Origin of the sequence: Nonomuraea sp. NPDC050786 (assembly GCF_040654115.1) — a bacterium.
In the GTDB taxonomy this organism is placed as follows: Bacteria; Actinomycetota; Actinomycetes; order Streptosporangiales; family Streptosporangiaceae; genus Nonomuraea.
The window spans coordinates 203,310-228,058 of sequence record NZ_JBFAHJ010000015.1 but is presented as its reverse complement, the minus strand read 5'-3'; the positions used below and the strand labels follow the sequence as shown (position 1 = coordinate 228,058).

Annotated in this window: 19 protein-coding genes; 12 read left to right on the top strand and 7 right to left on the bottom strand. The window is 72.2% G+C overall.

Features of this window, described 5'->3' with window-relative positions:
* Positions 1-2 precede the first annotated feature (2 nt).
* Complete coding sequence (locus tag AB0H84_RS26795; protein WP_357609547.1) at positions 3-2,999, bottom strand: AAA family ATPase; 2,997 nt, start codon at positions 2,997-2,999, stop codon at positions 3-5.
* A 92-nt stretch (positions 3,000-3,091) separates the two neighbouring features.
* On the opposite strand from AB0H84_RS26795, the gene AB0H84_RS26790 reads away from it, so the two are divergent.
* The gene (locus tag AB0H84_RS26790) at positions 3,092-3,868 is read left to right on the top strand and encodes an SDR family oxidoreductase (protein WP_357609544.1); all 777 of its coding nucleotides are present in this window, start codon (positions 3,092-3,094) and stop codon (positions 3,866-3,868) included.
* 17 nt (positions 3,869-3,885) lie between these two features.
* Positions 3,886-4,281 carry a hypothetical protein gene (locus AB0H84_RS26785; protein WP_357609541.1) on the top strand — a complete coding sequence of 132 codons (396 nt, stop codon included), beginning with the start codon at positions 3,886-3,888 and terminating at the stop codon, positions 4,279-4,281.
* A gap of 127 nt (positions 4,282-4,408) precedes the next feature.
* On the opposite strand, the gene AB0H84_RS26780 is transcribed toward AB0H84_RS26785, so the two are convergent.
* Positions 4,409-5,467 carry a LacI family DNA-binding transcriptional regulator gene (locus tag AB0H84_RS26780; protein WP_357609538.1) on the bottom strand — a complete coding sequence of 353 codons (1,059 nt, stop codon included), beginning with the start codon at positions 5,465-5,467 and terminating at the stop codon, positions 4,409-4,411.
* A 179-nt stretch (positions 5,468-5,646) separates the two neighbouring features.
* Here AB0H84_RS26780 and ugpC point away from each other — a divergent pair, with 179 nt between their 5' ends.
* Positions 5,647-6,855, top strand: coding sequence for a sn-glycerol-3-phosphate ABC transporter ATP-binding protein UgpC (ugpC, locus tag AB0H84_RS26775; RefSeq protein WP_357609535.1), 1,209 nt, complete (start codon positions 5,647-5,649; stop codon positions 6,853-6,855).
* 124 nt (positions 6,856-6,979) lie between these two features.
* On the opposite strand, the gene AB0H84_RS26770 is transcribed toward ugpC, so the two are convergent.
* Both AB0H84_RS26770 and AB0H84_RS26765 read right to left on the bottom strand, forming a co-directional pair.
* Positions 6,980-7,729, bottom strand: coding sequence for an SDR family oxidoreductase (locus tag AB0H84_RS26770; protein WP_357609532.1), 750 nt, complete (start codon positions 7,727-7,729; stop codon positions 6,980-6,982).
* A 74-nt stretch (positions 7,730-7,803) separates the two neighbouring features.
* On the bottom strand, positions 7,804-8,139 hold the full coding sequence (locus tag AB0H84_RS26765; RefSeq protein WP_357609530.1) for a carboxymuconolactone decarboxylase family protein: 336 nt from the start codon (positions 8,137-8,139) through the stop codon (positions 7,804-7,806).
* Between the two features lie 262 nt (positions 8,140-8,401).
* Between AB0H84_RS26765 and AB0H84_RS26760 the strand changes: the two genes are divergently transcribed.
* The 3 genes from AB0H84_RS26760 to glnII all read left to right on the top strand — a co-directional run bounded on the left by AB0H84_RS26760 (position 8,402) and on the right by glnII (position 13,344).
* On the top strand, positions 8,402-9,082 hold the full coding sequence (locus AB0H84_RS26760; protein ID WP_357609528.1) for a hypothetical protein: 681 nt from the start codon (positions 8,402-8,404) through the stop codon (positions 9,080-9,082).
* A 10-nt stretch (positions 9,083-9,092) separates the two neighbouring features.
* Positions 9,093-12,077 (top strand): AAA family ATPase, encoded by a 2,985-nt coding sequence (locus AB0H84_RS26755; protein ID WP_357609525.1) that lies wholly within the window; start codon positions 9,093-9,095, stop codon positions 12,075-12,077.
* A 247-nt stretch (positions 12,078-12,324) separates the two neighbouring features.
* A complete protein-coding gene (gene glnII / locus AB0H84_RS26750; RefSeq protein ID WP_357609522.1) occupies positions 12,325-13,344 on the top strand; it encodes a glutamine synthetase in 1,020 nt (339 codons plus the stop codon).
* 86 nt (positions 13,345-13,430) lie between these two features.
* Here the strand turns inward: glnII and AB0H84_RS26745 are convergent, their stop codons facing one another.
* The gene (locus tag AB0H84_RS26745) at positions 13,431-14,969 is read right to left on the bottom strand and encodes an aldehyde dehydrogenase family protein (RefSeq protein ID WP_357609519.1); all 1,539 of its coding nucleotides are present in this window, start codon (positions 14,967-14,969) and stop codon (positions 13,431-13,433) included.
* A gap of 64 nt (positions 14,970-15,033) precedes the next feature.
* A complete protein-coding gene (locus AB0H84_RS26740) occupies positions 15,034-15,921 on the bottom strand; it encodes a UTP--glucose-1-phosphate uridylyltransferase (protein ID WP_357609517.1) in 888 nt (295 codons plus the stop codon).
* 235 nt (positions 15,922-16,156) lie between these two features.
* On the opposite strand from AB0H84_RS26740, the gene AB0H84_RS26735 reads away from it, so the two are divergent.
* A complete protein-coding gene (locus AB0H84_RS26735) occupies positions 16,157-16,417 on the top strand; it encodes a hypothetical protein (protein ID WP_357609514.1) in 261 nt (86 codons plus the stop codon).
* Between the two features lie 123 nt (positions 16,418-16,540).
* Here the strand turns inward: AB0H84_RS26735 and AB0H84_RS26730 are convergent, their stop codons facing one another.
* A complete protein-coding gene (locus AB0H84_RS26730; RefSeq protein WP_357609512.1) occupies positions 16,541-17,086 on the bottom strand; it encodes a cupin domain-containing protein in 546 nt (181 codons plus the stop codon).
* 112 nt (positions 17,087-17,198) lie between these two features.
* Between AB0H84_RS26730 and AB0H84_RS26725 the strand changes: the two genes are divergently transcribed.
* From AB0H84_RS26725 to AB0H84_RS26705, 5 genes are read left to right on the top strand one after another with little or no spacing between them, the layout of a single operon-like run.
* Entirely contained in the window at positions 17,199-18,764 is a 1,566-nt protein-coding gene (locus AB0H84_RS26725) for an SWIM zinc finger family protein (protein WP_357609509.1), read from the top strand.
* The gene (locus tag AB0H84_RS26720; RefSeq protein WP_357609506.1) at positions 18,761-20,104 is read left to right on the top strand and encodes a DUF5691 domain-containing protein; all 1,344 of its coding nucleotides are present in this window, start codon (positions 18,761-18,763) and stop codon (positions 20,102-20,104) included. The genes AB0H84_RS26725 and AB0H84_RS26720 overlap by 4 nt, the downstream gene beginning before the upstream one ends.
* Complete coding sequence (locus AB0H84_RS26715; protein WP_357609503.1) at positions 20,101-21,165, top strand: AAA family ATPase; 1,065 nt, start codon at positions 20,101-20,103, stop codon at positions 21,163-21,165. The genes AB0H84_RS26720 and AB0H84_RS26715 overlap by 4 nt, the downstream gene beginning before the upstream one ends.
* A complete protein-coding gene (locus AB0H84_RS26710; RefSeq protein WP_357609500.1) occupies positions 21,162-23,579 on the top strand; it encodes a DUF5682 family protein in 2,418 nt (805 codons plus the stop codon). The genes AB0H84_RS26715 and AB0H84_RS26710 overlap by 4 nt, the downstream gene beginning before the upstream one ends.
* Complete coding sequence (locus AB0H84_RS26705; protein WP_357609497.1) at positions 23,576-24,745, top strand: VWA domain-containing protein; 1,170 nt, start codon at positions 23,576-23,578, stop codon at positions 24,743-24,745. Before AB0H84_RS26710 ends, AB0H84_RS26705 begins: the two co-directional genes overlap by 4 nt.
* The last annotated feature ends 4 nt before the right edge of the window (positions 24,746-24,749 follow it).

Sequence of the window (24,749 nt, the reverse complement as noted above, 5' to 3'; positions counted from 1 at the left end):
GCTCAAAGCATGTCCTGGGGAGCTACCGGTGCCTTCCGTAGAACTACTAGGCGCGCCAGTTCAGTACGGGTCCCGATGCCGAGCTTCGGATAGATCTTGTACAGGTGGTATTCGACCGTCCGGGGGCTGAGGAAGAGCTGGGCGGCGATCTCCTTGCTGGACAGGCCGTCCGCGACCAGGCCCGCGATCCGCAGCTCCTGGGGCGTCAGCGCGTCGAGCGCGGCGTTGCGCGGGGCCTGCGCGCTCTCGCCCGCAGCCCGCAGCTCGCCCTGGGCCCGCCGCGCCCACGGCTCCGCGCCCGCCCCCAGGAACGTCTCGTACGCCGCACGCAGGTGCCTGCGCGCCTCCCCGGGCCGCTGCGCCCGGCGCAGCCGCTCGCCCAGCAGCAGCCCTGTCCTGGCCGACTCGAACGGATTGACGTGCAGCCGCAGCGCCTCCTCCAGGGCGGCCGGCGGCCCGTCGCCGTCCGGCGCCACCAGCGCGCGGCAGCGGGCGAGGAGCGCGCGTGACTCGGGCGTGCCCGCGTGCGCCGACCAGCGCTCGTACGCCGCCAGCGCCGCCAGCGCCGCCTCCCGGTCGCCCGCCCCCACGGCGGCCTCGATGCGGTCGGGCGTCGAACGCCACACCACGGTCGGATTCCCGGCCCCCGGACCGGCGGCCACGATCGCGGTGAAGCGCTCGTGCGCCGCGGCGTACCGGCCCAGGCCCAGATCGAGCATGGCCAGCGCGTACGAGGCCACCCCGGCACGCAGGCCCACCCGGTGCGGGATCGCGATGGCCAGCGCGTCCCGGGCGTACCGGCGGCAGGACTCCTCCTCGCCGCGCAGCGCCGCCACCACCGCGAGGTTGGCCAGGTGCGCCGCCGCCGTGTTGGTGTATCCGGCCTCGCGGGCCAGCTCGAGCCCCTCCTCCGAGATCGCCTGGCTCTCGGCGAGCCGCCCGGCCAGCCGCTCCGCCGTGGCCACGAACTCCAGCACCACGGGAAGCTGCCCCACCATCCCCGACACCCTGGCCAGCCGCCCCGCCCGCACGACCAGCTCGGCCGACAGGTCTGCCTCGCCCAGATAACTGGCCGCCGCCGACGCCCACATGAGCTCCGCCGGCTCGCCCAGCTCCGCCACCTGCCCGAGCGCCCGCCTGAGCAGCTCGTGCCCGCCGGCGCCGTCGAGCATCGCGCCGATGCCCACGATCACGTCGCGCAGGAACCCCTCCGGGAACGCCGCCGCCCGCCGCCCGATCTCCACGATGGCCGCCGTGTCGCCCACGTACGAGGCCGCCTCCGCCGCGTCGGCCAGCATGCTCAGGCTCTCGCCCGCCCGCAGGATCCGCACGGCCTCGGCGGCGTCGCCGGAGTTGAGCTCGAACCGTCCCCGCAGCTGGGCGAGCTCCATCGCCAGCGCGGTGTCCGCGCCCGCGTGCTCGCGCGCCTCGGCCAGCAGGGACTCCGCCTGGCCTGGCCGGCCTCCGAGCCAGGCGTTCACCGCGGCGTCCTTCAGGCGTCCGGCCCGGGCGAGCGGCGAGGGGGTGAGCTCGGCGGCCCTGGCGAGGGCGGTGGCGGCGTCGCCGTACCCCCCGCGGTCGCGGGCCCGCGCCGCGCTCTCGGCCAGCGCGGCGGCGACGGCCTCGTCAGGGCCGAGGGCGGCCTCGGCCAGGTGCCTGGCCCTGCGGTCGCCGTCCGTCAGCTCCGCCAGGGCCGCGTGCGCCTCCCTGCGGGTGGCGGGGGCCGCGCTCTCGTACACCGCCGACCGGATGAGGGGGTGGCGGAAACGTACGCGCGCGCCCGAGGCCGTCGCCAGTCCGGCGGCCTCCAGCTCGCCCAGCGCGGCCCGGCTCGCGTCCTGCGCGGCCCGGCTCGCGTCCTGCGCCGCCCGGCTCGCGTCCTGCGCCGCTCGGCTCGCGTCCTGCGCCGCCCGGCTCGCGCCCAGCCGGTCGGCGGCGCGGAGCACGAGCTCGAGGTCGCCTTCGATGGCGGCCACGAGGGCCAGCAGCCGCGCCGGCCCGGACAGCGCGGCCACCTGTTCGCCGAAGAGCCGTGTCCCGCCGGGCAGCGGGTCGGGGAGCGGCTCCCGCCCGGCGAGCTGTCCGGGGGTCAGCCGCCTGACCGTCTCGCGCAGGGCCAGGGGGTTGCCCCCGGTTAGCACGACGAGGTCGCGCCCCACCCGCTCCGAAACCGCGCCACCGCCCTCCTCACGCCCGGCGCCACCGGCCTCCTTGCGCCCGGCGCCACCGGCCTTCTCCCGCGCGGCGTCGCCGGCCTCCTTGCGCCCGGCGTCGCCGGCCTTCTCCCGCGCGGCGTCGCCGGCCTCCTTGCGCCCGGCGTCGCCGGCCTTCTCCCGCGCGGCGTCGCCGGCCTGCTCGCGCCCGGCGTCGCCGCCCTCCTCGCGCCCGGCGCCACCGCCCTTCTCCCGCCCGGCGCCGCCGTCCGTCGTGGTGCGCGCCGAGAGGAGCTCGGCGGCGGCGGCGTCGTCCAGGCCGCCGACGTTCAGCGACGGCAGGCCCTTCACCGGCGCGTCCCCGCGTACGGCGAGCAGCATCGCGACGCGCTCGGTGCCCAGCCGCCTGGCCGCGAACAGCAGCGCGTCGGCCGACGCCCGGTCCACCCACTGGAAGTCGTCGACCACGCAGATCAGCCCGTCCGGCACCGCCGCCTCGGCCAGCAGCGACAGCACCCCGGCCGCCAGCAGGAACCGGTCGCCGGACGCGGCCAGCCCGAGCGCGCCCCGCACTGCGTCGCGCTGCGGCTCCGGCAGCGTGTCCAGCAGGCCCATGACCGGTCGCAGCAGCTGGTGCAGCGCCGCGAACGCCAGGTCCGACTCCGGCTCCACGCCGGTGGTCCGCAGCACCCGCATGGCGCCGCCCCGGGAGGCCGCCAGGTCCAGCAGGGCCGTCTTGCCCACGCCCGCCTCGCCGCGCAGCACCAGAGCGCTCCCACTGCCGCCGAGCGCCCGGACGATCACGTCGTCGAGTGCGGCGATCTCCGCCGTTCTGCCGTAAAGCACAGCCGTTCTGCCGTAAAGCACAACAGAACACTGTATTGCCAGCTCAGGAAAACCCTTCGACGCCGGAACCGGGCATCGGAGAGGATGCTCGGATGGACTCGAGAGTTGCCATCGTGACCGGCGTGAGCAGGCGGATCGGCATCGGGTATGCCATCGCGCGAGAGCTGCTCGCGACCGGTGCCAGAGTGCTGGTGCAGTCGTGGACTCCGCACGACGCCGCCCAGCCGTGGGGCAGCGATCCCGCGGGCATGGACGGCGTGCTGGAGTCGCTGGGCGGCGTCGGCGACCGGCTGGACCATGTCGAGGCGGACTTCGCCGAGCCGGAGGCGCCCGCGCGGGTGATGGAGCGGGCGGTCGCCAGGTTCGGGCACGTGGACGTGCTGGTCGCCAACCACGCGCGCAGCTGCAGGCAGTCGCTGGAGGAGCTGACGGCCGCCGAACTGGACCTGTCGTGGGCGGTGAACGCCCGGGCCAGCGCGCTGCTGACGCAGGCGTTCGCGGCTCAGCACGACGACCGGCGTCCAGGCGGGAGGGTCATCCTGTTCACCTCAGGCCAGCATCTGGGCCCTATGCCGGGCGAGCTGCCGTACGCGATCAGCAAGGGCGCGATCCAGCAGATGACGCTCAGCCTGGCCGACGCGCTCGCGGACCGGGGCATCACCGTCAACACCGTCAACCCGGGACCGGTCGACACCGGCTGGGCCGACCCCGAGCTGACCCGCCACGTCGGCCGGGCCCTGCCGGCGGGGCGCTGGGGGCGGCCGGAGGAGGTGGCCCGGCTGGTCCGCTGGCTCGCCTCGGACGACGCGGCCTGGATCACCGGGCAGGTGATCAACTCCGAGGGCGGGTTCCGCCGCTGGGTCCCGTGATCACGCAGAATGATCGTGTGGCGGATGTCATCCGGGCCGAGCCCATGCCGGCCACCGTGCGGGCCGCCAGGTTCGTCCTGACCCTCGAGGTGGCCTTCGGCATGGTGGGCGTCGCCTTCGCCGGCGCCACGGTCATCGCCTCCGCGGGTGCCGCGCCCGTCCTGCTGCTGGTGCTCTTCCAGGCCGCCGTCACGGCGCTCCAGGGCTGGCTGGTCTCCCGCTGGCCGTCGCGGAGGAAGCGGGTGCGCTGGGGCGCCGTCGCCGTCGAGGTGGTCTCGGCGGCTGCTCGCCTCGCGATCGTCGCCATCGACGGGGACCTCGGCTGGGCTAGCGTGCTGCCCCGCGTGCTCTTCCCGCTGGCGGTAGTGATCCCGCTGCTCACGCCCCCGGCGGGACGGTGGTTCGACCGCTGAGCCCCGGTCACCGGCTACGGCCGCAGCCTCTGATGAGGAGCCCCGGTCACCGGCGACGGCCGCAGCCTCTGATGAGGAGCCCCGGTCACCGGCGACGGCCGCAGCCGCCCCTGATGGCGAGCCCCGGTCACCGGCGAGGGCCGCAGCTGCCCCTGATGACGAGCTCCGTCGGCAGGATCACGCTGCGCGGCCTCCGGGCTCCCGCCCGGAGCACGAGTTCCGCCGCCCGGTAGCCCATGTCCCTGCCCGGCTGGGCGATCACCGTCAGGGGAGGGGCGCACAGCTCGGCCCACGGCACGTCGTCGTACATCACCAGGGACACGTCTCTCGGCACCCGCAGGTCCAGCTCCCTGGCCGCCAGCACCGCCGCCTCCCCCAGCACGTTGCCGCCGGCGACCACGGCCGACAGGTCGGGGCGGGTCTGGAAGAGGCCCGAGGCGGCGGCGTAGGCGGAGTCGCGGCTGCCGGTGCCGAACACGACCAGCTCCTCGTCCACCGGCGACCCCACCGCCTCCCTGAACGCGGCCACCCGGCGGTCGTGTCCAGGCCCGCCGAGGAACGCGATGCGCCGGTGGCCCAGGCCGCGCAGGTAGCGCACGGCCGTGCGGATGCCGGCCCGGTCGTCCGCCAGCACGGCGGGCACGTCCAGCGGGCGGGTCTGCGGGGCGGGGGAGAGGCCGTCGAGGGCCATGAGGTCGGCGATGGCCGCCGCCCCGACGTCCTCGTGGGACGACTGGACCGGGAGGCGGTCGGCGAAGATCACTGTCATGCCCGCGCGGATCGCGGGGGCCCAGGTCTCCGCGTCGCCCGACGGCACGGCGATCAGGCGGTCCACGCTCTGCTCCAGGAGCATGCCGATCAGGTCGGCCTCCTGCTCCGGGTCGCCGCCCGTGGAGCCGAGCACGACGGGCTCGCCGGCCGATCGGGCGCAGGCGAGCACGCCCTCCGCCAGCTGGCCGTAGAAGGTGTCCGTCAGGTCGGGGACGAGCAGGCCCATGCCGCCCGTGCGGCGTTGGCGCAGGTTGCGGCCCAGGGCGCTGGGGCGGTAGTCGAGCTGGGCGGCGACGGCCAGGACGCGCTCCCTGGTCGCCGGGCTGGCCGAGCCGCCCGACAGCACCCGGGACACGGTCGCGACGCCGACCCCCGCCGCCTCGGCCACGTCCTTGATCGTCGCCCGTCTCTCCATGGAAACGATTCCATCATGGTTTCCGGGAAACCGGAAGGCACGGAATCCACAAGGGCTGGTCACGCGGTAACCCTTGACACCCATGTCCGTTTCGGGTGAGATGCTTGAAAACGTATCCACGTGAGTGGGTCACGGTACTAACATCCGGGCACCCCCGCCCTGGAGCGCGAAGGAATGTCATGGCATCCATCGTTCTGACGAACGTCGACAAGATCTACGCCGGTGGCGTAAAGGCCGTGAACGGGCTCAACCTGGAGATCAGGGATGGCGAGTTCATGGTGCTGGTCGGCCCTTCCGGTTGCGGTAAGTCGACCGCTCTCCGGATGATCGCGGGCCTCGAGGACATCAGTGGCGGCGAGATCGCCATCGGCGACAAGGTGGTCAACCACCTGCCGCCCAAGGACCGCGACATCGCGATGGTCTTCCAGAACTACGCGCTCTACCCCCACATGACGGTCGAGGAGAACCTCGCCTTCGGCCTCAAGCTCCGCAAGATGCCCAAGCCGGAGATCCAGAAGCGCGTCAACGAGGCCGCCAAGATGCTCGGTCTCGAGACCTACCTCAAGCGCAAGCCGGCCGCCCTCTCCGGTGGTCAGCGCCAGCGTGTCGCCATGGGTCGCGCCATCGTGCGTGAGCCGCAGGCGTTCCTCATGGACGAGCCGCTGTCCAACCTCGACGCCAAGCTCCGCGTCTCCATGCGCGCCTCGCTCAACACGCTGCACGAGCGCCTCGGCGTCACCACCGTGTACGTCACGCACGACCAGGTCGAGGCCATGACCCTCGGCGACCGCGTCTGCGTGCTCCGCGACGGTCTGCTCCAGCAGGTCGACACCCCGCAGAACCTGTTCGACAAGCCGGTCAACCTGTTCGTGGCCGGCTTCATGGGCTCGCCCTCGATGAACTTCGTCACCGCCGAGCTCGTCCGCGACGGCGGCGCCGCGGTCACCTTCGCCGACATCAAGCTGCCGATCCCCGACTCGACCTTCACCGACAAGCCGGGCCTCGACCAGTACATCGGCAAGAAGATCATTCTCGGCATCCGCCCGTCGGACTTCGAGGACGCCACCTCCGCCGGCAACCACGCCAACGGCTGGGCCACGCTGCCGGTCAAGGCGGAGGTCACCGAGGAGCTGGGCTCCGAGATCAACGTGCTGTTCCTGATCGACGCCCCGCCGGTCGAGCACGCCGACACCACGGCCGCGCAGGACAACGACGACGACGAGGCGGCGCTGCCGCTGGTGGGCGACAAGTCCCTGTGGACCGCCCGCGTCAACGCCCGCAGCCACGTCCGTCCCGGCCAGAACATCGACCTGGTCGTCGACACGCACAACATGCACTTCTTCGACCCGGCCAGCGGCCTCGCGATCGGCCACGAGGCCAACCGCTAGACGCCACCGTCTCCTCGTTCCCGGCCGTGAGCCCAGCTCACGGCCGCTCGGGCCCCCACCGCGACCCCCTCCCGCGGCGGGGGCCCGTTCTTTCGCCGCCGCCATGGAGGGACCCCGTACGGACTCAGCGGCCGAGGCTCCCCGACACGCGGGACTGCACGCCGCGCGGCACGAACTTGCCGAGCGCCACGATGGCCTTGTAGCGCAGGTCGGGCACCGACACCCGCTTGCCCAGCGCCAGATCGCGCATCGCCTCCCGCACCACGTCGTCGGCCTTCAGCCAGAGCCAATCAGGGATCCCCGTGGTGTCCATCGAGGCCCGCTGGTGGAACTCGGTCCGCACGAAGCCGGGGCAGAGCGCCATGATCTTGATGCGCGGGTTGCCCACCTCGTTCGCGGCGGACTCGCTGAAGTTCACCACCCACGCCTTGGACGCGCTGTACGTGCCGTGCGTGAAGAACGCCGCCACGGACGCCACGTTGACGATCGCGCCCCGGTCGCGCTCGAGCATGCCGGGCAGCGCGGCCAGCGTCAGCCTGAGCACGGCCTCGCAGTGCACCTTGAGCATGCGTGTCTCGTCCTCGACGGGCACCTCGGGGAACCGGCCGGCGTGTCCGAAACCGGCGTTGTTCACCAGCAGGTCGACGCCCTCGGCGACCCTGGCCTCGACCCTGGCCAGCCCCTCCTCGGTGCCGAGGTCGGCGGGCAGCACCTCGGCGGCGACCCCGTACCTGAGCTTGAGCTGGTCGGCGCTCTCGGCGAGCCGGTGCTCGTCGCGGGAGACCAGGACGAGCGAGAAGCCGTCGGCGGCCAGGCGCCGGGCGAAGGCGGCGCCGATGCCGGAGGCCGGGCCGGTGATCAATGCGGTAGGCATGCCAGCACCCTAACCCCGTGCGAGGACGGGCGGCGTGCGACCCCGCGAGGGCCGCGGCGGCGAGCCGTACGCGCTCAGCCGGCGGGGCCCTCGCTGTCGGATCGAGACCGCCTGACCCGCTCGATCAGCCCTTCGACCTGGTCGTTCAGCTTGCTGCCGCGCGCCCAGCCGGCGTAGTGCGTCAGGAAGACGACCACCTCGCGCAGCTCCGTCTCGGTGAGCTCGCCGGCCCGCAGCGCGGCGTCGAGGTGGACGTCCGCCTGGTCGTGGAGCCCCTGGCCGACGAGCAGGCCGAGAAGGAGCAGGCGACGTTCCTTCACCGAGAGGACCTCCCTCGACCAGAGATCGGCGAACTGCCGTTCCGCGGACAGCCCGAAGGAATCGACGGTCTCCATTGCCGGTTCTTTCATCGCGCGCTCCCGGGGCGGTCGGAAGGGATCCTCATATCTTTCGCTACTTCCTGAGTTGAACCAATGGGGGTTGCATGAACGTTGTAGTCATCCCCCGTCACGGACCGCGACGCCCCGGCCACACGGACCGAAATTGATCTGTAACAAGTAAAGCCAATGGACGGCCAAGATTTGGTCAAGATTTTTAACCGTGCGCCGGGCTCATTCTGCCTGAAAGCGGGCACAACAACTCCGTTGGTCCGTAAAGCGGAGGTAAGCCCTGGTGAAAAAGGCACGGGGTTTGATCGCGGTCACGGTCGCGATCCTGATGCTGTCCGCGTGCGCCGGACAGCCCGATTTCCACTACGTACGTGACAGGGCCGGCACCACCTACTTCAAGGTGCCCTCCTCGTTCACGCAGCTCAACGCCGATCCCATCGAGCTGTATCTGTCCGGCGACCACCCGAACTCGGCGGCGGCGCTGCTCCGGGCCCGGCGCGTCTGGTCGACGGCCTTCGACCAGTCCGCCGAACCGTCGGTCGACCATCTGCTCGGCTCGACGGACCCGTTCGTCTACGCCACCGTTCACGAGCTCACGGAGGAGCAGCGGGACGCGATCTCCCTGAACAGGCTGCGCGACTTCGTGCTGCCGGTGACGGAGCAGATGCGCCAGCTCTACGCGCAGCAGGTCGCGGCGACGGGTCAGCCGGCGATGTTCCGGAACTTCGAGCTCCTCAACGACGAGGTCCTGACCCTGGACGACGGCGCCAGGGGGGTCCGGGTCCGCTTCAACTACCAGATCGGCAACGACGTCCAGACGTTCGACCACACCGCCATCCTCGACGAGAAGGGCGCCACGGTCTCCGTCATGCTCATCGGCTGCCAGTCCGTCTGCTTCAGGAAGCGCGCCGCCGAGTTCGACCAGATCGAGAGCACGTTCAAGCTGCTCCGGCTGCCTGGATGAGGGAGCACCATTGACCACGACCATTCACCATGAAGGGCTGCGTGCCCCCGGCAGCGGGCCCTCCGATCCCGAATCCGTGACCAGGAAGAAGATGCAGTTCTGGGATCGGAGCAAGTTCCTCATCGCCCTGGTGGCCGCGTACCTCATCCTCACCTGGAAGGTGATGGCCGACTTCGCGGGCGTCGCCACGTTCCCCGAGGCCGCGCGGGCGATCGCGTACGCGTACCAGTGGATCTTCTGGCTGCTCGGCGTGGAGGTCGTGCGGCAGCTGCACTTCTTCGTCAGCGAGCACTGGTCGGCCTACCACCGCTTCTGGAGTCACCGGGTCTTCGGCGGGTTCGAGCGCTGGACGCACCGCCGCTTCGACGACTGGACCAGGTACCGCCTCTCGCGCGCGCTCAAGGTCGCCTTCTTCGTCGTGCTGACCGCGCTGGTGCTGGGCGCGGTGCTGGACGTCAGCCCGTTCGTGGCGGTGATGCAGGCGCCGACGCTGCTCTGGAACGCGATGCCGTTCCTGATCCAGATCGTCTTCCTGTTCTTCGTGGTCATCATCCAGTTCGTGGGCCTGTTCTGGTTCCTGTCCAGGGGTGGGGTGGAGACGTACTTCCCCGACGACATCAAGACCCGCTTCCAGGACGTGTGGGGGCAGGACCACGTGGTCGAGCGCGTCCGGGAGAACATCGTCTTCCTGGAGCGCCCCGACGAGATCGAGCGGCGCGGCGGGTACGTCCCCAGCGGCCTGCTGCTGTGGGGGCCGCCCGGCACCGGCAAGACCCTCATGGCCGAGGCCGTGGCCGGCGAGACGGGCAAACCGTACGTGTTCGTGGATCCGGGCGCGTTCACGAACATGTTCATGGGCATCGGCATCCTGAAGGTCAAGTCGCTGTTCAGGAAACTGCGCAAGCTCGCGCTGAGGTACGGCGGCGTGATCGTCTTCTTCGACGAGGCCGACTCCCTCGGCAAGCGCGGCCGGCTCGCGCAGCAGGGGCCGCCCGGACAGGGCGGGTTCTCCGGGCTGTCGGGCTCCCACGGTTGCCATGGGCTCAACTACCTGTCCGAGGAGACCCGTCAGCTGCTGGCCTTCCGCGGCGCCCGCGACGCCGGTGAGGAGCCGGGCCGGCGCAACCGCTTCGTCATGGGCGGCGGCATGATGAACAGCGGCGACCCCGGCACGCTGCAGGCCCTGCTCACCGAGCTGTCCGGGCTCAAGAAGCCGCGCGGGTTCTTCAACCGGCTCGTGCGCCGGGTGCTCGGCATGCGGCCCAAGCCGCCGCCCAAGTACCGCATCCTCGTCATGATGGCCACCAACCGGCCCGACGCCCTCGACGAGGCGCTGCTGCGGCCGGGCCGCATCGACCGCATCTACAAGGTCGGCTACCCGTCCAAGGCGGGCCGGGTACGTACGTATCAGGGCTATTTCGACAAGGTGTGGCATGAGCTGACCCCCGAGCAGATCGACAAGCTGGCCACGATCACCCCGTACGCCACCGGCGCCACGATCAAGGACCTGGTCAACGAATCCCTCATCACCGCCATCAGGGACGGCCGGGAGATCATCACCTGGTCGGACGTGCTGCGGGCCAAGCGGCTCAAGCAGCTCGGGCCGCCCGAGGACGTCGAGTACATCGAGCGGGAGCGGCACGCCGTGGCGGTGCACGAGGCGTGCCACGCCGTCGTGGCGTACGTGACCCGCTTCCACCTCGAGATCGACATCGCCACCATCGAGAAGGGCGCCGACTACCTGGGCATGGTCGCCTCGATCAAGCCGGAGGACCAGTTCACCAGGTGGAAGTCCGAGCACGAGGCGGACATCATGGTCTCCCTGGCGTCGCTGGCCGGCGAGCGGATGTTCTTCGGCGAGGACAACTCCTCGGGGGTCTCCGGTGACCTCTACTCGGCCACGTACCTGACCGCCATGATGGAGTCGTACTGGGGGATGGGCTCCGGCGTCACCTCGCTGCCCGCGCTCCAGGAGCTGGAGATCATGGGCGGCAAGGCGATGCGCAAGTCCCGCCCCGGCGGCTCCATCGGCATCACCGACAGGGAGCCGGCCAGGCGCGATCAGGACCTGACCCCCGACGTGCTGGGGGAGCGGATCGAGTTCAACCTGGTGCGGCTGCTGGAGAAGACCCAGGAGCTGCTGCAGGAGCACCGCAGGGAGGTGCTCTGCGTGGCGCACGCGCTGGAGACGCACAAGACGCTCAACGGCGACGACGTGGTGGCCATCATCCGCAGGGAGCCCGGTCCGCTCATCGACGGCACGATCTACGGCTCCGACGAGCTCTACCATGAGCTGGAGGACTACCACCGCGACGCGGCCAGGGCGCACAAGGAGCACAGCCGCATCGAGCGGGAGCTGCCCAGGCCGGCGGAGGAGCCGGTGGAGCCGCTGCCGGTCGCCTACGGCGGTGCCGGCGTCCACGCCGTCCAGCTGGCGGCCCCGCTGACGGAGACGCCGGCCCCGGTGATCCAGGCGCCGCCTGTCCTTCCCGCCCCTGCCGTCCTGAACGGCTCCGGCCAGGACGGGGCCGTCGAGCCGGCCGACCGGCCCGAGTTCGTGCCGTGGGCGGCTCCGCCCGCGCCCGCGCCTGTCGTGGTCGGCACGCCCACGGACGCTCCCGCCCCGCCGCCGGCGCGGCGCCGGGGTGTGGGCCGGGTCTGGCTGGTCGTCGCGAGCCTGCTGGGGCTGGTGGCGCTCTCCATCATCGCGGCGCTCGCGATCACGGGCACGGTGGCGGGCGGCGGCCCGAACGCGACGGCCTCGACCGTGGCCTCGCCCGGACTGCTGCTCCTGCTCTTCGTCGTGGTCGTCGCGGTGATCGTGGGCGCCGGGCTCGCGCTCGTGGCCATCAAGGGGGTACGCGCCGCGCAGGCCAAGGCCGAACGCGAGCGCGACCAGGCCCACGCCCGTGCCCAGCTCCTGGCCGCGGCGATGGACCCGGACACGGCCATGCGACTGCTCGGCTACGACGGCAACGGACCCGCGCAGCCGTAAGGGGGGACGTACCTGACACGATGGCGGGGTGTCACGGCACCACGTCATCGCCGGCGGCGGCGGGCGAGCCGGCGCGACCAGCGCGTCCGCGCCCGCCCGCCCGCATCCATCCGCCATGGTGAGCGGTACACCAGCGTTAACACAGGTGGGACCTGATTAACACGGCGTTCACATATGGGCAAAAATCGGGAAACGGCCGTCCGTAAGACTCGGCGTGGCTGTGAAACACCCCGAGAAAAGGACCGCCGTGAGCTACAAGGCTGAGTACATCTGGATCGACGGCACCGAGCCGACCGCTCTGCTGCGCTCGAAGACGAAGATCCTCGCCGACGGGGCCGAGCCGCCGGTCTGGGGCTTCGACGGGTCCAGCACCAACCAGGCCGAGGGCCACTCGTCGGACCGCGTGCTCCGCCCCGTGTTCGTCTGCCCCGACCCGATCCGCGGCGGTGACAACGTCCTCGTCCTGTCCGAGGTCGAGGAGATCAACGGCGAGGCGCACGCCAGCAACACCCGCGCCCTGCTCCGCCCGATCGCCGAGAAGTACGCCGAGCAGGACTCCTGGTTCGGCATCGAGCAGGAGTACACCTTCTTCAAGGGCAGCCGCCCGCTCGGCTTCCCCGAGGGCGGCTTCCCCGCCCCGCAGGGCCACTACTACTGCGGCGTGGGCGCCGAGGCCGTGTTCGGCCGCGAGATCGTCGAGCTCCACCTCGACCGCTGCCTCGCCGCCGGCCTGAAGATCTCCGGCATCAACGCCGAGGTCATGCCCGGCCAGTGGGAGTTCCAGGTCGGCCCGGCCGGCCCCGTCGAGGTCTCCGACCACCTGTGGATCGCCCGCTACCTGCTCTACCGCACCGCCGAGGAGTTCGGCGTCGAGGCCACCCTCGACCCCAAGCCCGCCCGCGGTGACTGGAACGGCGCCGGCGCGCACACCAACTTCTCGACCAAGGCCATGCGCGAGAACTACGACGCCATCATCACCGCCTGCGAGGCGCTCGGTGAGGGCGACAAGCCGATGGAGCACGTCTCCCAGTACGGCGCCGACATCGAGTCCCGCCTCACCGGCCACCACGAGACCGCCCCGTGGAACAAGTACACCTACGGCGTGTCCAACCGCGGCGCGTCCGTGCGTATCCCGTGGCAGGTCGAGGTGGAGAAGAAGGGCTACATCGAGGACCGTCGCCCGAACGCCAACATCGACCCGTACGTGGTCACCCGCCTGCTGGTGAACACCTGCTGCTCGGCCCTGGAGAAGGCCGGCCAGGTCTGACCCTCGCCGGCGGAAACTCCTCGCTCGCAGAGAAGAACGGGCCCCTCGTCGCCGAGGGGCCCGTTCTTGCATCGAGACGAGACCGATTATGGCAGGCGGAAGTTCAGATCGGGCTCGATTTCGGCGACATCCATCTGGGCCTTCTGCAGGCGGCCCGAATGGTCCCAGTTCATCGCCTGCCAGCGGGTGAACTGGTCGAGCACCCACATGCCCGACTGGCGGCTGCCGTTGCCCGACTTGCCGTTGCCGCCGAACGGGAGGTGGGCCTCGGCGCCCGAGGTGGAGTTGTTGACGCTGACCATGCCCGCCGAGATGCCCTCGCGGAAGCGGAAGGCGTGCTGCGGGTCGGTGGTGTAGATGGAGCTCGACAGGCCGTAGTCGGGCAGGTTGGCCAGCTCGATGGCCTCGTCGAGGGTCCGGAAGGTGGTCACGCCGACGATCGGGCCGAACGTCTCCTCCAGGAAGAGGCGGTCGGTGGGCTGGACGCCGTCCACGACGACCGGGTGGTAGTAGAGGCCCTGGTCGCCGTCGAAGTCGCGGTGCGGGTTCTCCTCCGTAATCCGCCCGACATTTCCGGACACGACCTTGTGGTGGGGCTGAATCCAGGTCAGGAACTCCTCGTACCGGTCGGCGAACTTCTGGTCGAGCAGCGGACCCGCCAGCACGTCCTCGTCCGGGCGGCCGACCTTCGCCTCGCGTACGGCCCGCGCGAACCGCTCCACGAACTCGTCGTGCACGCTCTCATGCACGATCACCGTGCCCAGGCTCGTGCAGCGCTGGCCGGCCGTGCCGAAGCCCGAGAACAGCGCGCCCTCGACGGCCAGGTCGAGGTCGGCGTCCGGCATGATCACCATCGGGTTCTTGCCGCCCAGCTCCAGGCAGGCCGACTGCAGGTGCCGCCCGGTCAGCTCGCCGATCTTCCTGCCCACCTCGCTGGAGCCGGTGAACCCGACCTTCTGCACGCTCCCCTCGCCGAGGGCCTGCTCCAGGCCCTCGAACGTCTCGGCGCCGTCGGCGAAGACGATGTTCAGCACGCCGTCGGGCAGCCCGGCGGCCACGAAGAGCTGGAACATGGCGTGCGCGGAGGCGGCGGCGTACTCGGCGGGCTTCCAGACGACGGCGTTGCCGCAGAGCAGCGCCGGGACCAGATACCACGAGGGGACGGCGACCGGGAAGTTGCCCGCGGTGACGACCGCCGCGACGCCGACGGGGTTCCGGAACGTGAACAGGTTCTTGTCCGGCATCTCCGACGGGACCGTCTGCCCGTACAGCCGGCGGCCCTCGCCGAGGAAGAAGTCGCACGTGTCCACGATCTCCCGCACCTCGCCCAGGGCCTCGGCGTACGGCTTGCCGATCTCCTCGGTCACCAGGCGGGCCAGCCGCTCGGAGTTGGCCTCGACCAGCCGCCCGATGGAGGCGATCACCCGCCCGCGCACCGGGGCGGGCACCTTGGCCCACTCGCGCTGGGCCTCCTTGGCGGCACGGCAGGCGGCGGCGAACGTGCCGGCGTCCGCCAGGCCGACGTGGGCCACGACCTCGCTGGTGCGCGAGGGGTTGGTGGACTCGTACGTGGCGGTGGTGCCCGCCTCCTTGCCACCCACTATGGAAACGATCTGACGGCTCACCGGTGCCCTCCTCGTAGTTTCTCCGGACAGACAATCATCTCGCCGGAAAAAACCCAAGGCGCGCTCAGGGTGCCGCCGCGCCGTCGCTCTCCTGCGCGAGCCTGCGCAGCTCGGGACCGTACTCGGGGTGCGCGAGCGCGGCGGCGAACTGCGCCTTGAGGTAGTTGAGCGGCGAGCCCGTGTCCCACCAGGTGCCGTCGATGACCTGCCCGTACACCGGGTGGTCGGCGGCGTAGCGGTGCAGGGCGTCGGTGAGGTAGATCTCGCCCTGCGGGTTCCGGTGCCACCTGCGCGTCTGCTCCTGGAGCTCTTCGACGACGCCGGGGGTGACGACGTATCCGCCGATGGCGGCGTAGCGCGAGGGCGCCTCCTCGGGGGACGGCTTCTCCACCAGCCCGGAGATCAGCAGGCGGCCGTCGCCGGCGTCCTCCTTGACGATCGGCACGCCGTACCGCGAGGCGTCCTCGACCGCCATCGGCATCAGGGCCAGCACGGGCGCCCCGGTGGCCTCGTACGCGGCCTTGAGCTGCTTGGCCCTGGGCACCTCCGCCACGAACACGTCGTCCGCCCACAGCACCATGAACGGCTCGTCGCCGATGACGCGGGCGGCGTTGAGCACGGGGGTGCCGTTGCCGTACGGGCCGTTCTGGTACAGGTACGTGATGTGGGCCAGCGACGACAGCTCCGCGACCGCGTCGGCCAGGTCGTCCTTGCCCGCGGCGCGGAGCTGCAGCTCGAGGTCGGCGTCGGGGGCGAAGTGCCGCTGGATGAGGTCCTTGCGGGGCGAGGTGACGATGGTGATCTCGTCGATGCCGGAGTCCACGAGCTCGCGGATGGTGTGCTCGATGACGGGCTTGTCGCCGATCGGCAGCATCTCCTTGGGCAGCGCCCTGGTCAGCGGGAGCAGCCGGGTGCCGAGTCCTGCGACGGGGATGACGGCTTTGTGGACCATGCGTCTCTCCTTGATCGAGCGGCTTGATCGTACGGGGAGCGAGGCCGACGTTACCTCAGCCGTTTTGGGACGTCTCCTCCAGGATGGTCCGGTAGGCCGGGCGCGGCAGGCCGGGGTCCGTGCGCTCGGCTGAGCCGGTGTCGAAGCGGGCCCGGAGGCGACAGTGACGCGACAGGGATGCGTCAGCACCCGCCCGTAACGTCGGTGCCGTTGTTCCAGATGAGAGGAGTTCTCCATGTCCACTCGGCTCCGGCGACTCACCGCCGCGATCCTCGCCGGCACCGCGCTTTCCGCCGGTCTCGCCATCGCCGTCCCTGTCGCCGCTTCGGCGGCCACGCCGGACGACAGCTCCTGGGTGATCGGCTCGAACGGCACCCGCGTGACCGGCGACACGCCCGGCGACAGCCACTGGGTGATCGGCCCGAACGGCACCCGCGTGACCGGCGACACGCCCGGCGACAGCCACTGGTCCACGCCGAACGACCGGGACGCCTGACGCCGATTCTCAGTGATCGGCTCGGCGTGCGCTGATCGGTAAGGGGGAGGGCGCGGGTCGCGCGACACGACCCGCGCCCGACGCGTTGTCAGACGAGAGCCCCCAAAGCGTCGGACCCCTCGCTCAAGCGGTGAAGTCGGCGAAATCGAAGCCCGGTGACACGATGCAGCTCACCAGCACCGGCTCCTCGGAGGCCGGGCGGGCCGACTGCCACACGCCGCCGGGCACGACCGCCTGGGGGACCTCGCCGTCCTCCACGCGCGCTCCCAGGGTGATCGTGGTGTCGCCGATCGTCAGGCTCAGCGGGCCGCCCCGGTGCCACAGCCAGACCTCGTCCGACCTGACCATGTGCGGCACCGACTCCTCGCCCGGGTTCAGCAGGAAGTAGATGCCGGTGGCGCCGGCCCGCGGTCCCGGATACCCGTCGGGCTGGAAGGTCACGGCCGTCCGCCACGTCTCCCTGAACCAGCCGCCTTCGGGGTGGGGGAGCAGGTCGAGGGCCTCGGCGATGGGCGGGCGCTCGACGAAAGCCGCTGGGGCGCCCGTGACGTCCCTGCGCAGGAAGCGGTTGCCGTTCAGGACGAGCTGCCCGTCGAGCGGGGCGGCGAGGGCCGCCGCCTCGTCGGGCACCTCTATGGACGGGCCGTCGGGGTACGTGCGCAGCTCCACTTTGGAGAGTTTATGCCAATAAATCAGGACAAGGCGGGTGACGCGGGCCGGGTCTCTGGGCAGCTCGCGAACTTAACGCGAAATGTCGGTCGAGGTGGCTAGTCTGCGGCAAGTGATCGAACGGTGGAGCCGTGATCAGGTCCTCGCCCTTGCCCCCGACGCGTCGTCCCAGAAGGCGGCTCAAGGGGTGGCGACGCCCGGGAAATGGTCGTTGCGCGGCACGACAGGCACGATCTTGTACGGCGAGTGCAAGGGGAGCGGGGCCAGGCCTTACCTTGCCTGCGTCGACCTGACCGAGCCCGCGTACCGTTGCAGCTGCCCGAGCCGGAAGTTCCCGTGCAAGCACGCGCTCGGACTGCTGCTCATGTGGTCCGCCGACGGGCTGCCCGCCGCGGAGGGCGCCCCGCAGTGGGTGACCGAGTGGGTCGAGGGCCGGGCCGAGCGGGCCGCCAAGGCGGCGGCCAAGATCGAGGCTGCCCGCGCCAGGAAGGCGGCGGAGAGCGCCATCGCGGCGGAGGGCACCGCAGCGGGGGGTACCGCGGCGGAGGGCGCCGTAGCGGGGGGCGCCTCGGGTGTCGGCGGAAGTGACGGGGCTTCCGAGGGCGGGGCTTCCGAGGGCGGGGCTTCTGGGGGCGGGGCTTCTGGGGGCGGGGCGTCGGGAGTCGGGCGGTCGCGGGCCGATGGGGAGGCTGCGGCGGCGTCCGAGGGGCGCCCCGAGTCCGTACGGCATGGTCGCGTCGCCGCCGGGCTGACCGAGGTGGAGCGGTGGCTCGACGACCAGGTGCGGCAAGGGCTGGCGGGGGCCGCCGAGCACGAGTGGGAAGGGCTGGCCAAGCGGCTCATCGACGCTCAGGCGCCCGGCGTGGCCGGGGTCGTGTCCAGGCTGGGCCGGGTCCGGGCGGACGACGACTGGCCGGGGCGGCTGCTCGAGGAGTACGCGCTGATCCGGCTGCTCGCCATCGCCTACCGGCGGCGGGCGGAGCTGCCCGCGCCGCTGGCCGAGACCGTGCTGAGCCGGGTGGGGTTCCCCGTCAGCCGGGACGAGGTGCTGGCCGGGTCGGGGGTGCGCGATCGGTGGGACGTGCTGGGCAGGCGCGACGAAGTGCAGGACCGGCTGACCGCCCGCCGGGTGTGGCTGCGAGGGCGCCACACCGGACGGGCGGCGCTGGTGCTCTCGTTCGCGCCGCAGGGGCAGCCGCTCGACGCCTCCCTGGTCACCGGGACGACCATCGACGCCGACCTCGCCTTCTACCCGGGCGCCGCCCCGTTGAGAGCGCTCGTCGCCGCCCGCTACGACTCCGGCGAGGACGACGCCTCCAGCGGAGCGCCACCGGGGGCGCCGCCGCCCGATGACGGTGGCTCCAGGGGAGGGCCGCCGTCCGATGACGGTGGCGCCAGGGGAGGGCCGCCCGGGGTGGCACCGGATGAGGCGCTCGACGAGGTGGCCCGGGTGCTGGCCGAGGATCCGTGGACCGAGTCGTGGCCGCTCGTGCTGGCCGGGGTGGTGCCCGGGCGGGCCTCGCTCGGCGCTCTCCCGCTGCACCCCGTGGCGCGCGATCCGTGGCGGCTGATCGCCGTCTCCGGGGGGCGCCCGCTCACCGTGGCGGTGGAGTGGACCCCGCGGGGATTGCGGCCCCTGACCACCTGGGACGACGAAGGAACGGCGGTGATCCTGTGACCGGCTGGGAGGAGCTGGCATCGACGGCGCTCGTGGGCACCGATCGCAGGCCGTACCAGGGAGATCTGCTCGAAGCCGCGGCCGTCGAAGTGGCGCGGCGCAGGGCGGGGCGCAGGGTCGGGGAGGCCGAGCGCCAGGACCCCGCGCCCGATGAGGAGCGGGCGGCCGTGGGACGGCCGGCGGCCGAGCGGCTGGCGCGGATCATGGGTGGCGAGCACGAGAGGCTGCTCCCCGAATGGCTGGCCGCGGCCGCCGGCACCGGCAGGAGGGTGCCGCCTTACGTGCTGCCCGAGCTCCTGGAGCGAGGGCGGCGGGACCGCTCGATCCGGGTCCATCTCGGGGTCCTGGCCGGGCAGCGGGGGCGGTGGCTGGCCGGGCTCAATCCCGCCTGGGAGTACCTGCTCGAGGAGCCGACCGGGGAGACGTGGGAGCTGGGCGGCGCCGCGGATCGGCGTGCGCACCTCCGTGCCCTCAGGAAGGCCGATCCCGGCCGGGCCAGGCGGCTGCTGGAGAGCACGTGGGAGCGGGAGACGCCCGACGACCGGGCCGAGTTCGTGGAGGTGCTGGGCGACGGGCTGAGCATGGACGACGAGCCGTTCCTGGAGAGCGCGCTCGACGATCGCCGCCGCGAGGTGCGCCAGGCCGCCGCCAACCTCCTCACCCGTCTCCCCGGGTCGCGCCTGTCCCAGCGCATGGCCGAACGGGCGCGCGCCTGCGTGGCCATCGAGGGGAACGTCATCGCCGTCGAAGCCCCCGAGTCCTGCGACAAGGCGATGGAACGCGACGGCGTGCGTGCCAAACCGCCGAGAGGTATCGGCGAGCGGGCCTGGTGGCTGCAGCAGGTCCTCGCCCGTGCCCCGCTGGGGGTCTGGGGTCACCCGCCCGCGCGGCTGCTCGGGATGCGGATCCCCGACTGGGACGCCGAGGTGAAGGCGGCCTGGGTACGTGCCGCGATCCTGCAGAAGGATCCCGAGTGGGCGCGGGCGATGTTCGGGTGGGACCCGATCGCGGACCTGCTGGATTCGCTGCCGCCCGACGAGCAGCAGGAACTAGCCGCCGATTTCGTGAAAAAGCATGACCTGGACAGCCAGTTGATCATGGTGTTGGGCGGAGTGTCGTCCCACTGGCGCGAGGGCCTGGCCACGGCCGTCCTCCGCAAGATCGTGAAGGTGGCCACCACGCAGCCCTGGAACCTCGGGGAGTTGGTCAAGATGGCGGGTGAACGCATCGACCCGGCCCTGTTCCCCCTGGTCCTGAGCTACTCGCCGATGGAGTCCATCCAGCAGGTGGCCGCCCTGCTGCGTTTCCGTGCCGAAATGTACAAGGAGCTTCGCCCATGACCGTTCTGCGTCCGCACGCGGAAGACCAGTACGCCGAGGAGCTGGCCGTCCTGGCTAAGGACGACGACCGGCCCAGGCCGCCCGGCTGGAAGCTGTCGCCGTGGGCCGTGACCACGTACATCCTGGGCGACGGCGACCGCATCACCCCCAAGTACGTGGGCGCGCGCCGCATCGTCGAGGTCGCCGTCGCCACGCTGGCCACCGACCGCGCGCTGCTGCTGCTCGGCGTGCCCGGAACGGCCAAGACCTGGCTGTCCGAGCACCTGGCCGCCGCCATCAGCGGCGACTCCACGCTGCTCGTGCAGGGCACCGCGGGCACCGCCGAGGAGGCCATCCGGTACGGCTGGAACTACGCGAGGCTGCTGGCCGAGGGCCCCTCGTTCGAGGCGCTGACCCCGTCGCCCGTGATGCGCGCCATGGCCGAGGGCCGGGTCGCGCGGGTGGAAGAGCTCACCCGCATGCCGTCCGACGTACAGGACGCCCTGATCACCGTCCTGTCCGAGAAGACGCTGCCGATCCCCGAGCTCAACCGCGAGGTCCAGGCCGAACGCGGCTTCAACGTCATCGCCACGGCCAACGACCGCGACCGGGGCGTCAACGAGCTGTCCAGCGCGCTGCGCCGCCGCTTCAACACGGTCGTGCTGCCGGTCCCGGCCACGGCCGAGGAGGAGGTGGACATCGTCTCGCGCCGCGTCACCCAGCTCGGGCGCGCGCTGGAGCTGCCCGAGACGACGACCGGGCTGGCGGAGATCCGGCGGGTGGTGACGGTCTTCCGCGAGCTGCGCATGGGCGTCACCGAGGACGGGCGCACCAAGGTCAAGTCGCCCAGCGGCACCCTGTCCACGGCCGAGGCCATCTCGGTGCTCACCAACGGCATCGCCCTCGCGGCCCACTTCGGTGACGGGGTGCTGCGCCCCTCCGACGTGGCCGCCGGGATCGTGGGGGCGGTGGTGCAGGAGCCGGTGTCGGACCGGGTGGTGTGGCGCGAATACCTGGAGACGGTGGTCCGCGAGCGCCCCGACTGGCGCGACTTCTACCGCGCCTGCCGCGAGGTCATATGAGCACCATCCCGACCCCTGACCCCGCGACCACGGCGACGCGCGCCACCGGGATTCCGGCCACCGGGACTCCGGCCGCTGGGACTTCGGTCACCGGGACTCCGGCCGGCGGGACTTCGGTCGGCGGGGCGGACGTCTTCGTGCTGGGAGTGCGGCATCATGGGCCGGGCTCGGCGCGGGCCGTGCGGCGGGAGCTCGAACGCCTGCGCCCCGACGCCATCCTCATCGAGGGACCGCCCGAGGCCGACGCCCTCGTTGCGCTCGCGCCCGAGCTGGAGCCGCCCGTCGCGCTCCTGGCCCACGTGCCCGGAGCCCCGGCGCGGGCCGCGTTCTGGCCGTTCGCCGCCTTCTCGCCGGAGTGGCAGGCCATCCTGTACGGCACCTCCACCGGCATCCCGGTGAGCTTCTGCGACCTCCCCGCGGCGCATTCGCTGGCCACGGAGGCGGATGAGGAGCACGAAGACGGCATGCGGGCCGACCCCATCGGGAGTCTCGCCGCGGCGGCCGGATACGACGACCCCGAACGCTGGTGGGAGGACGTCGTAGAGCACCGGGGCGACACCCCCTTCGAGGTGATCGCCGAGGCCATGGCCGCCGTACGCGACGGTTACGAGCCGGACGGGCGGGAGGCCAGGCGCGAGGCGTACATGCGCAAGACCCTCCGTGCGGCCGTCAAGCAGGGCTACGGCCGGATCGCGGTGATCTGCGGCGCCTGGCACGTCCCGGCCCTCACGGGCAAGCTGCCGACTGTCGCGCAGGACAGCGCGACCCTGCGCGGGCTCCCCAAGGTCAAGGCCGAGCTGACGTGGGTGCCGTGGACGTACGGGCGGCTGGCCTCCTGGAGCGGTTACGGCGCGGGGATCACCTCGCCCGGCTGGTACCACCACCTGTTCGGCGCGCCGGACCGGCCCGTGGAGCGGTGGCTGGCCGAGGCCGCCGCGGTGCTGCGCGACGAGGGGCTGGCCGTGTCGTCCGCGCACGTCATCGAGTCCGTACGCCTCGCGCACAGCCTGGCGGCCCTGCGCGGCAGGCCCCTGGCCGGGCTCGGCGAGGTCACCGAGGCGGCCAGGGCCGTGCTGTGCGAGGGTGACGACCTGGCCGTCGAGCTGATCCAGCGGCGCATGGTCGTCGGCGACCGGCTCGGCCACGTCACCGACGGCACGCCGATGGTGCCGCTCCAGCGGGACCTGCGCGAGCAGCAGCGACGGCTCAGGCTCAAGCCCGAGGCGCTCGACCGCGAGATCGATCTCGATCTGCGCAAACCGCTCGACCTCGACCGCAGCCACCTGCTGCACCGGCTCAGGCTGCTCGGCGTCGGCTGGGGCACGCCGGGCGAGTCGCGGGGGAAGGGCACGTTCAGGGAGACCTGGACGCTGCAGTGGCGGCCCGAGCACGACCTGGCGCTCATCGAGCAGGCCGCCCTGGGCACCACGGTGGCCGGGGCGGCGGCGCAGCGGGCCAGGGACCTGGCCGCGACCGACAAGGCCGCGCTGGCGGATCTGACGGCGCTGGTCGAGCAGTGCCTGCTGGCCGACCTGCCGGAGGCGCTGCCCGAGGTGCTGGCCGCCCTGTCGGCCAAGGCGGCGCTCGACACGGACGTGACGCACCTGATGGCGGCGCTGCCGGCGATGGTCCGCGCCCACCGGTACGGCGACGTCCGGGGCACCTCGGCCGAGGGGCTGGCGGTGATCGTCCGCTCGATGCTGGACCGGATCCGCGTCGGCCTGCCGGTCGCGGTCACGGGGTTGGATGATGAGGCCGCCGCCGACCTGCTCAAACACGTCGACGCGGTGCACGCGGCCGTCGCCCTCCTGACCGATGACAGCGGCGGCGGCAGCAGCGGCGGCGGCAGCGACGACGGCGGCAGCGACGACGGCGACGACGGCGCCAACCGCGTCAGCAGCGACGACGGGGGCGGCGACAGCCACGACAACGCCTCGCCGCGCAGCCGGTGGCTGGTCACCCTGCGCGGCATCAGTGACCGGCAGGACCTGCACGGGCTCATCGAAGGGCGGCTCACCAGGATCCTGCTGGACTCCGGTGAGCTCGACGACGCGGCCGACCGCATGGCCAGGGCCATGTCCAGGGGTCAGACCCCGGCCAGGGCGGCGGCGTGGGTGGAGGGGTTCCTGGCGGGCGGCGGGCTGCTGCTGGTGCACGACCCCCGGCTGCTGAGCCTGGTGGACGGGTGGCTCACCGGGCTGTCCGGCGACCAGTTCACCGACGTGCTGCCGCTGCTGCGCCGTACGTTCGGCGGGTTCGCCGCGCCGGAGCGCAGGGCGATCGGGGAGCGCGTCCGCTCGGCCGGGGGCGGCCGGCGGGAAGCGGAGCAGGATGTGGACGAGCGGCGCGCGGCGGCGGCCGTCGCGACCGTGCTCGCGATTCTTGGCAGGGCAGAGGGAGAGGCGGGCGGATGAGCGCCACCGGCGAGGGGCCCAGCGAGGGGACCGACGAGCGCCTGCGCAGGTGGCGGCTGGTGCTGGGCGGCGGCGACGCCGACGGCACCGGATGCGGGTTGCAGGGCGCCGACGCGCGGATGGACTCCGCGCTGTCCGCCGTCTACGACCAGGACGGCGGCAGGGAGGGCGGGCTCGGCGCGTCAGCGCCCCGGGTGGCGCGCTGGCTGGGCGACATCCGCACGTACTTCCCCTCCACGGTCGTCCAGGTCATGCAGAAGGACGCCATCGAGAAGCTCAACCTCACCCGGCTCCTCCTCGAGCCGGAGATGCTCGAGGCCGTCGAGCCGGACGTGCACCTCGTCGGCACCCTGCTCGCGCTCAACCGGGTCATGCCCGACCAGGCCCGCGAGTCCGCCAGGGCCGTGGTGCGCAGGGTGGTGGACGAGCTCGAACGGAGGCTGGCCCAGAAGACCAGGGCGGCCGTGACGGGCGCGCTCGACCGTTCGGCCAGGACCCACCGCCCCAAGAGGGTGGCCGACATCGACTGGGACCGCACGATCAGGGCCAACCTCAAGAACTACCTGCCGGAGCGGAACACGGTCGTCCCCTCGCGCCTCGTCGGCTACGCCCGCAGGCAGCGGTCGGTGCAGCGCGAGGTCGTGCTCTGCATCGACCAGAGCGGGTCGATGGCGGCGTCGGTGGTGTATTCGAGCGTGTTCGGGGCGGTGCTGGCGTCGATGCGCTCGCTCAAGACGTCCCTCGTGGTGTTCGACACGGCGGTGGTGGATCTCACCGAGCAGCTGCACGACCCGGTGGAGCTGCTGTTCGGCACGCAGCTGGGCGGGGGCACCGACATCAACCGGGCCATCGCGTACTCCCAGGGCCTCATCACGCGGCCGGCCGACTCCATCTTCGTCCTGATCAGCGACCTGTACGAGGGCGGGGTCAGGGAGGAGATGCTGCGCCGGGTCGCCGCGATGACGCAGGCGGGCGTCCAGGTGATCGTGCTGCTCGCGCTCTCGGACGAGGGCGCGCCGTTCTACGACCACGAGAACGCCGCCGCGCTGGCCGCCATGGGCGTGCCCGCGTTCGCGTGCACGCCCGACGCCTTCCCCGACCTGATGGCGGCCGCGATCGAGCGGCGCGACATCGCGCGGTGGGCCGAACGTCACATCGCGGTGTGACGTG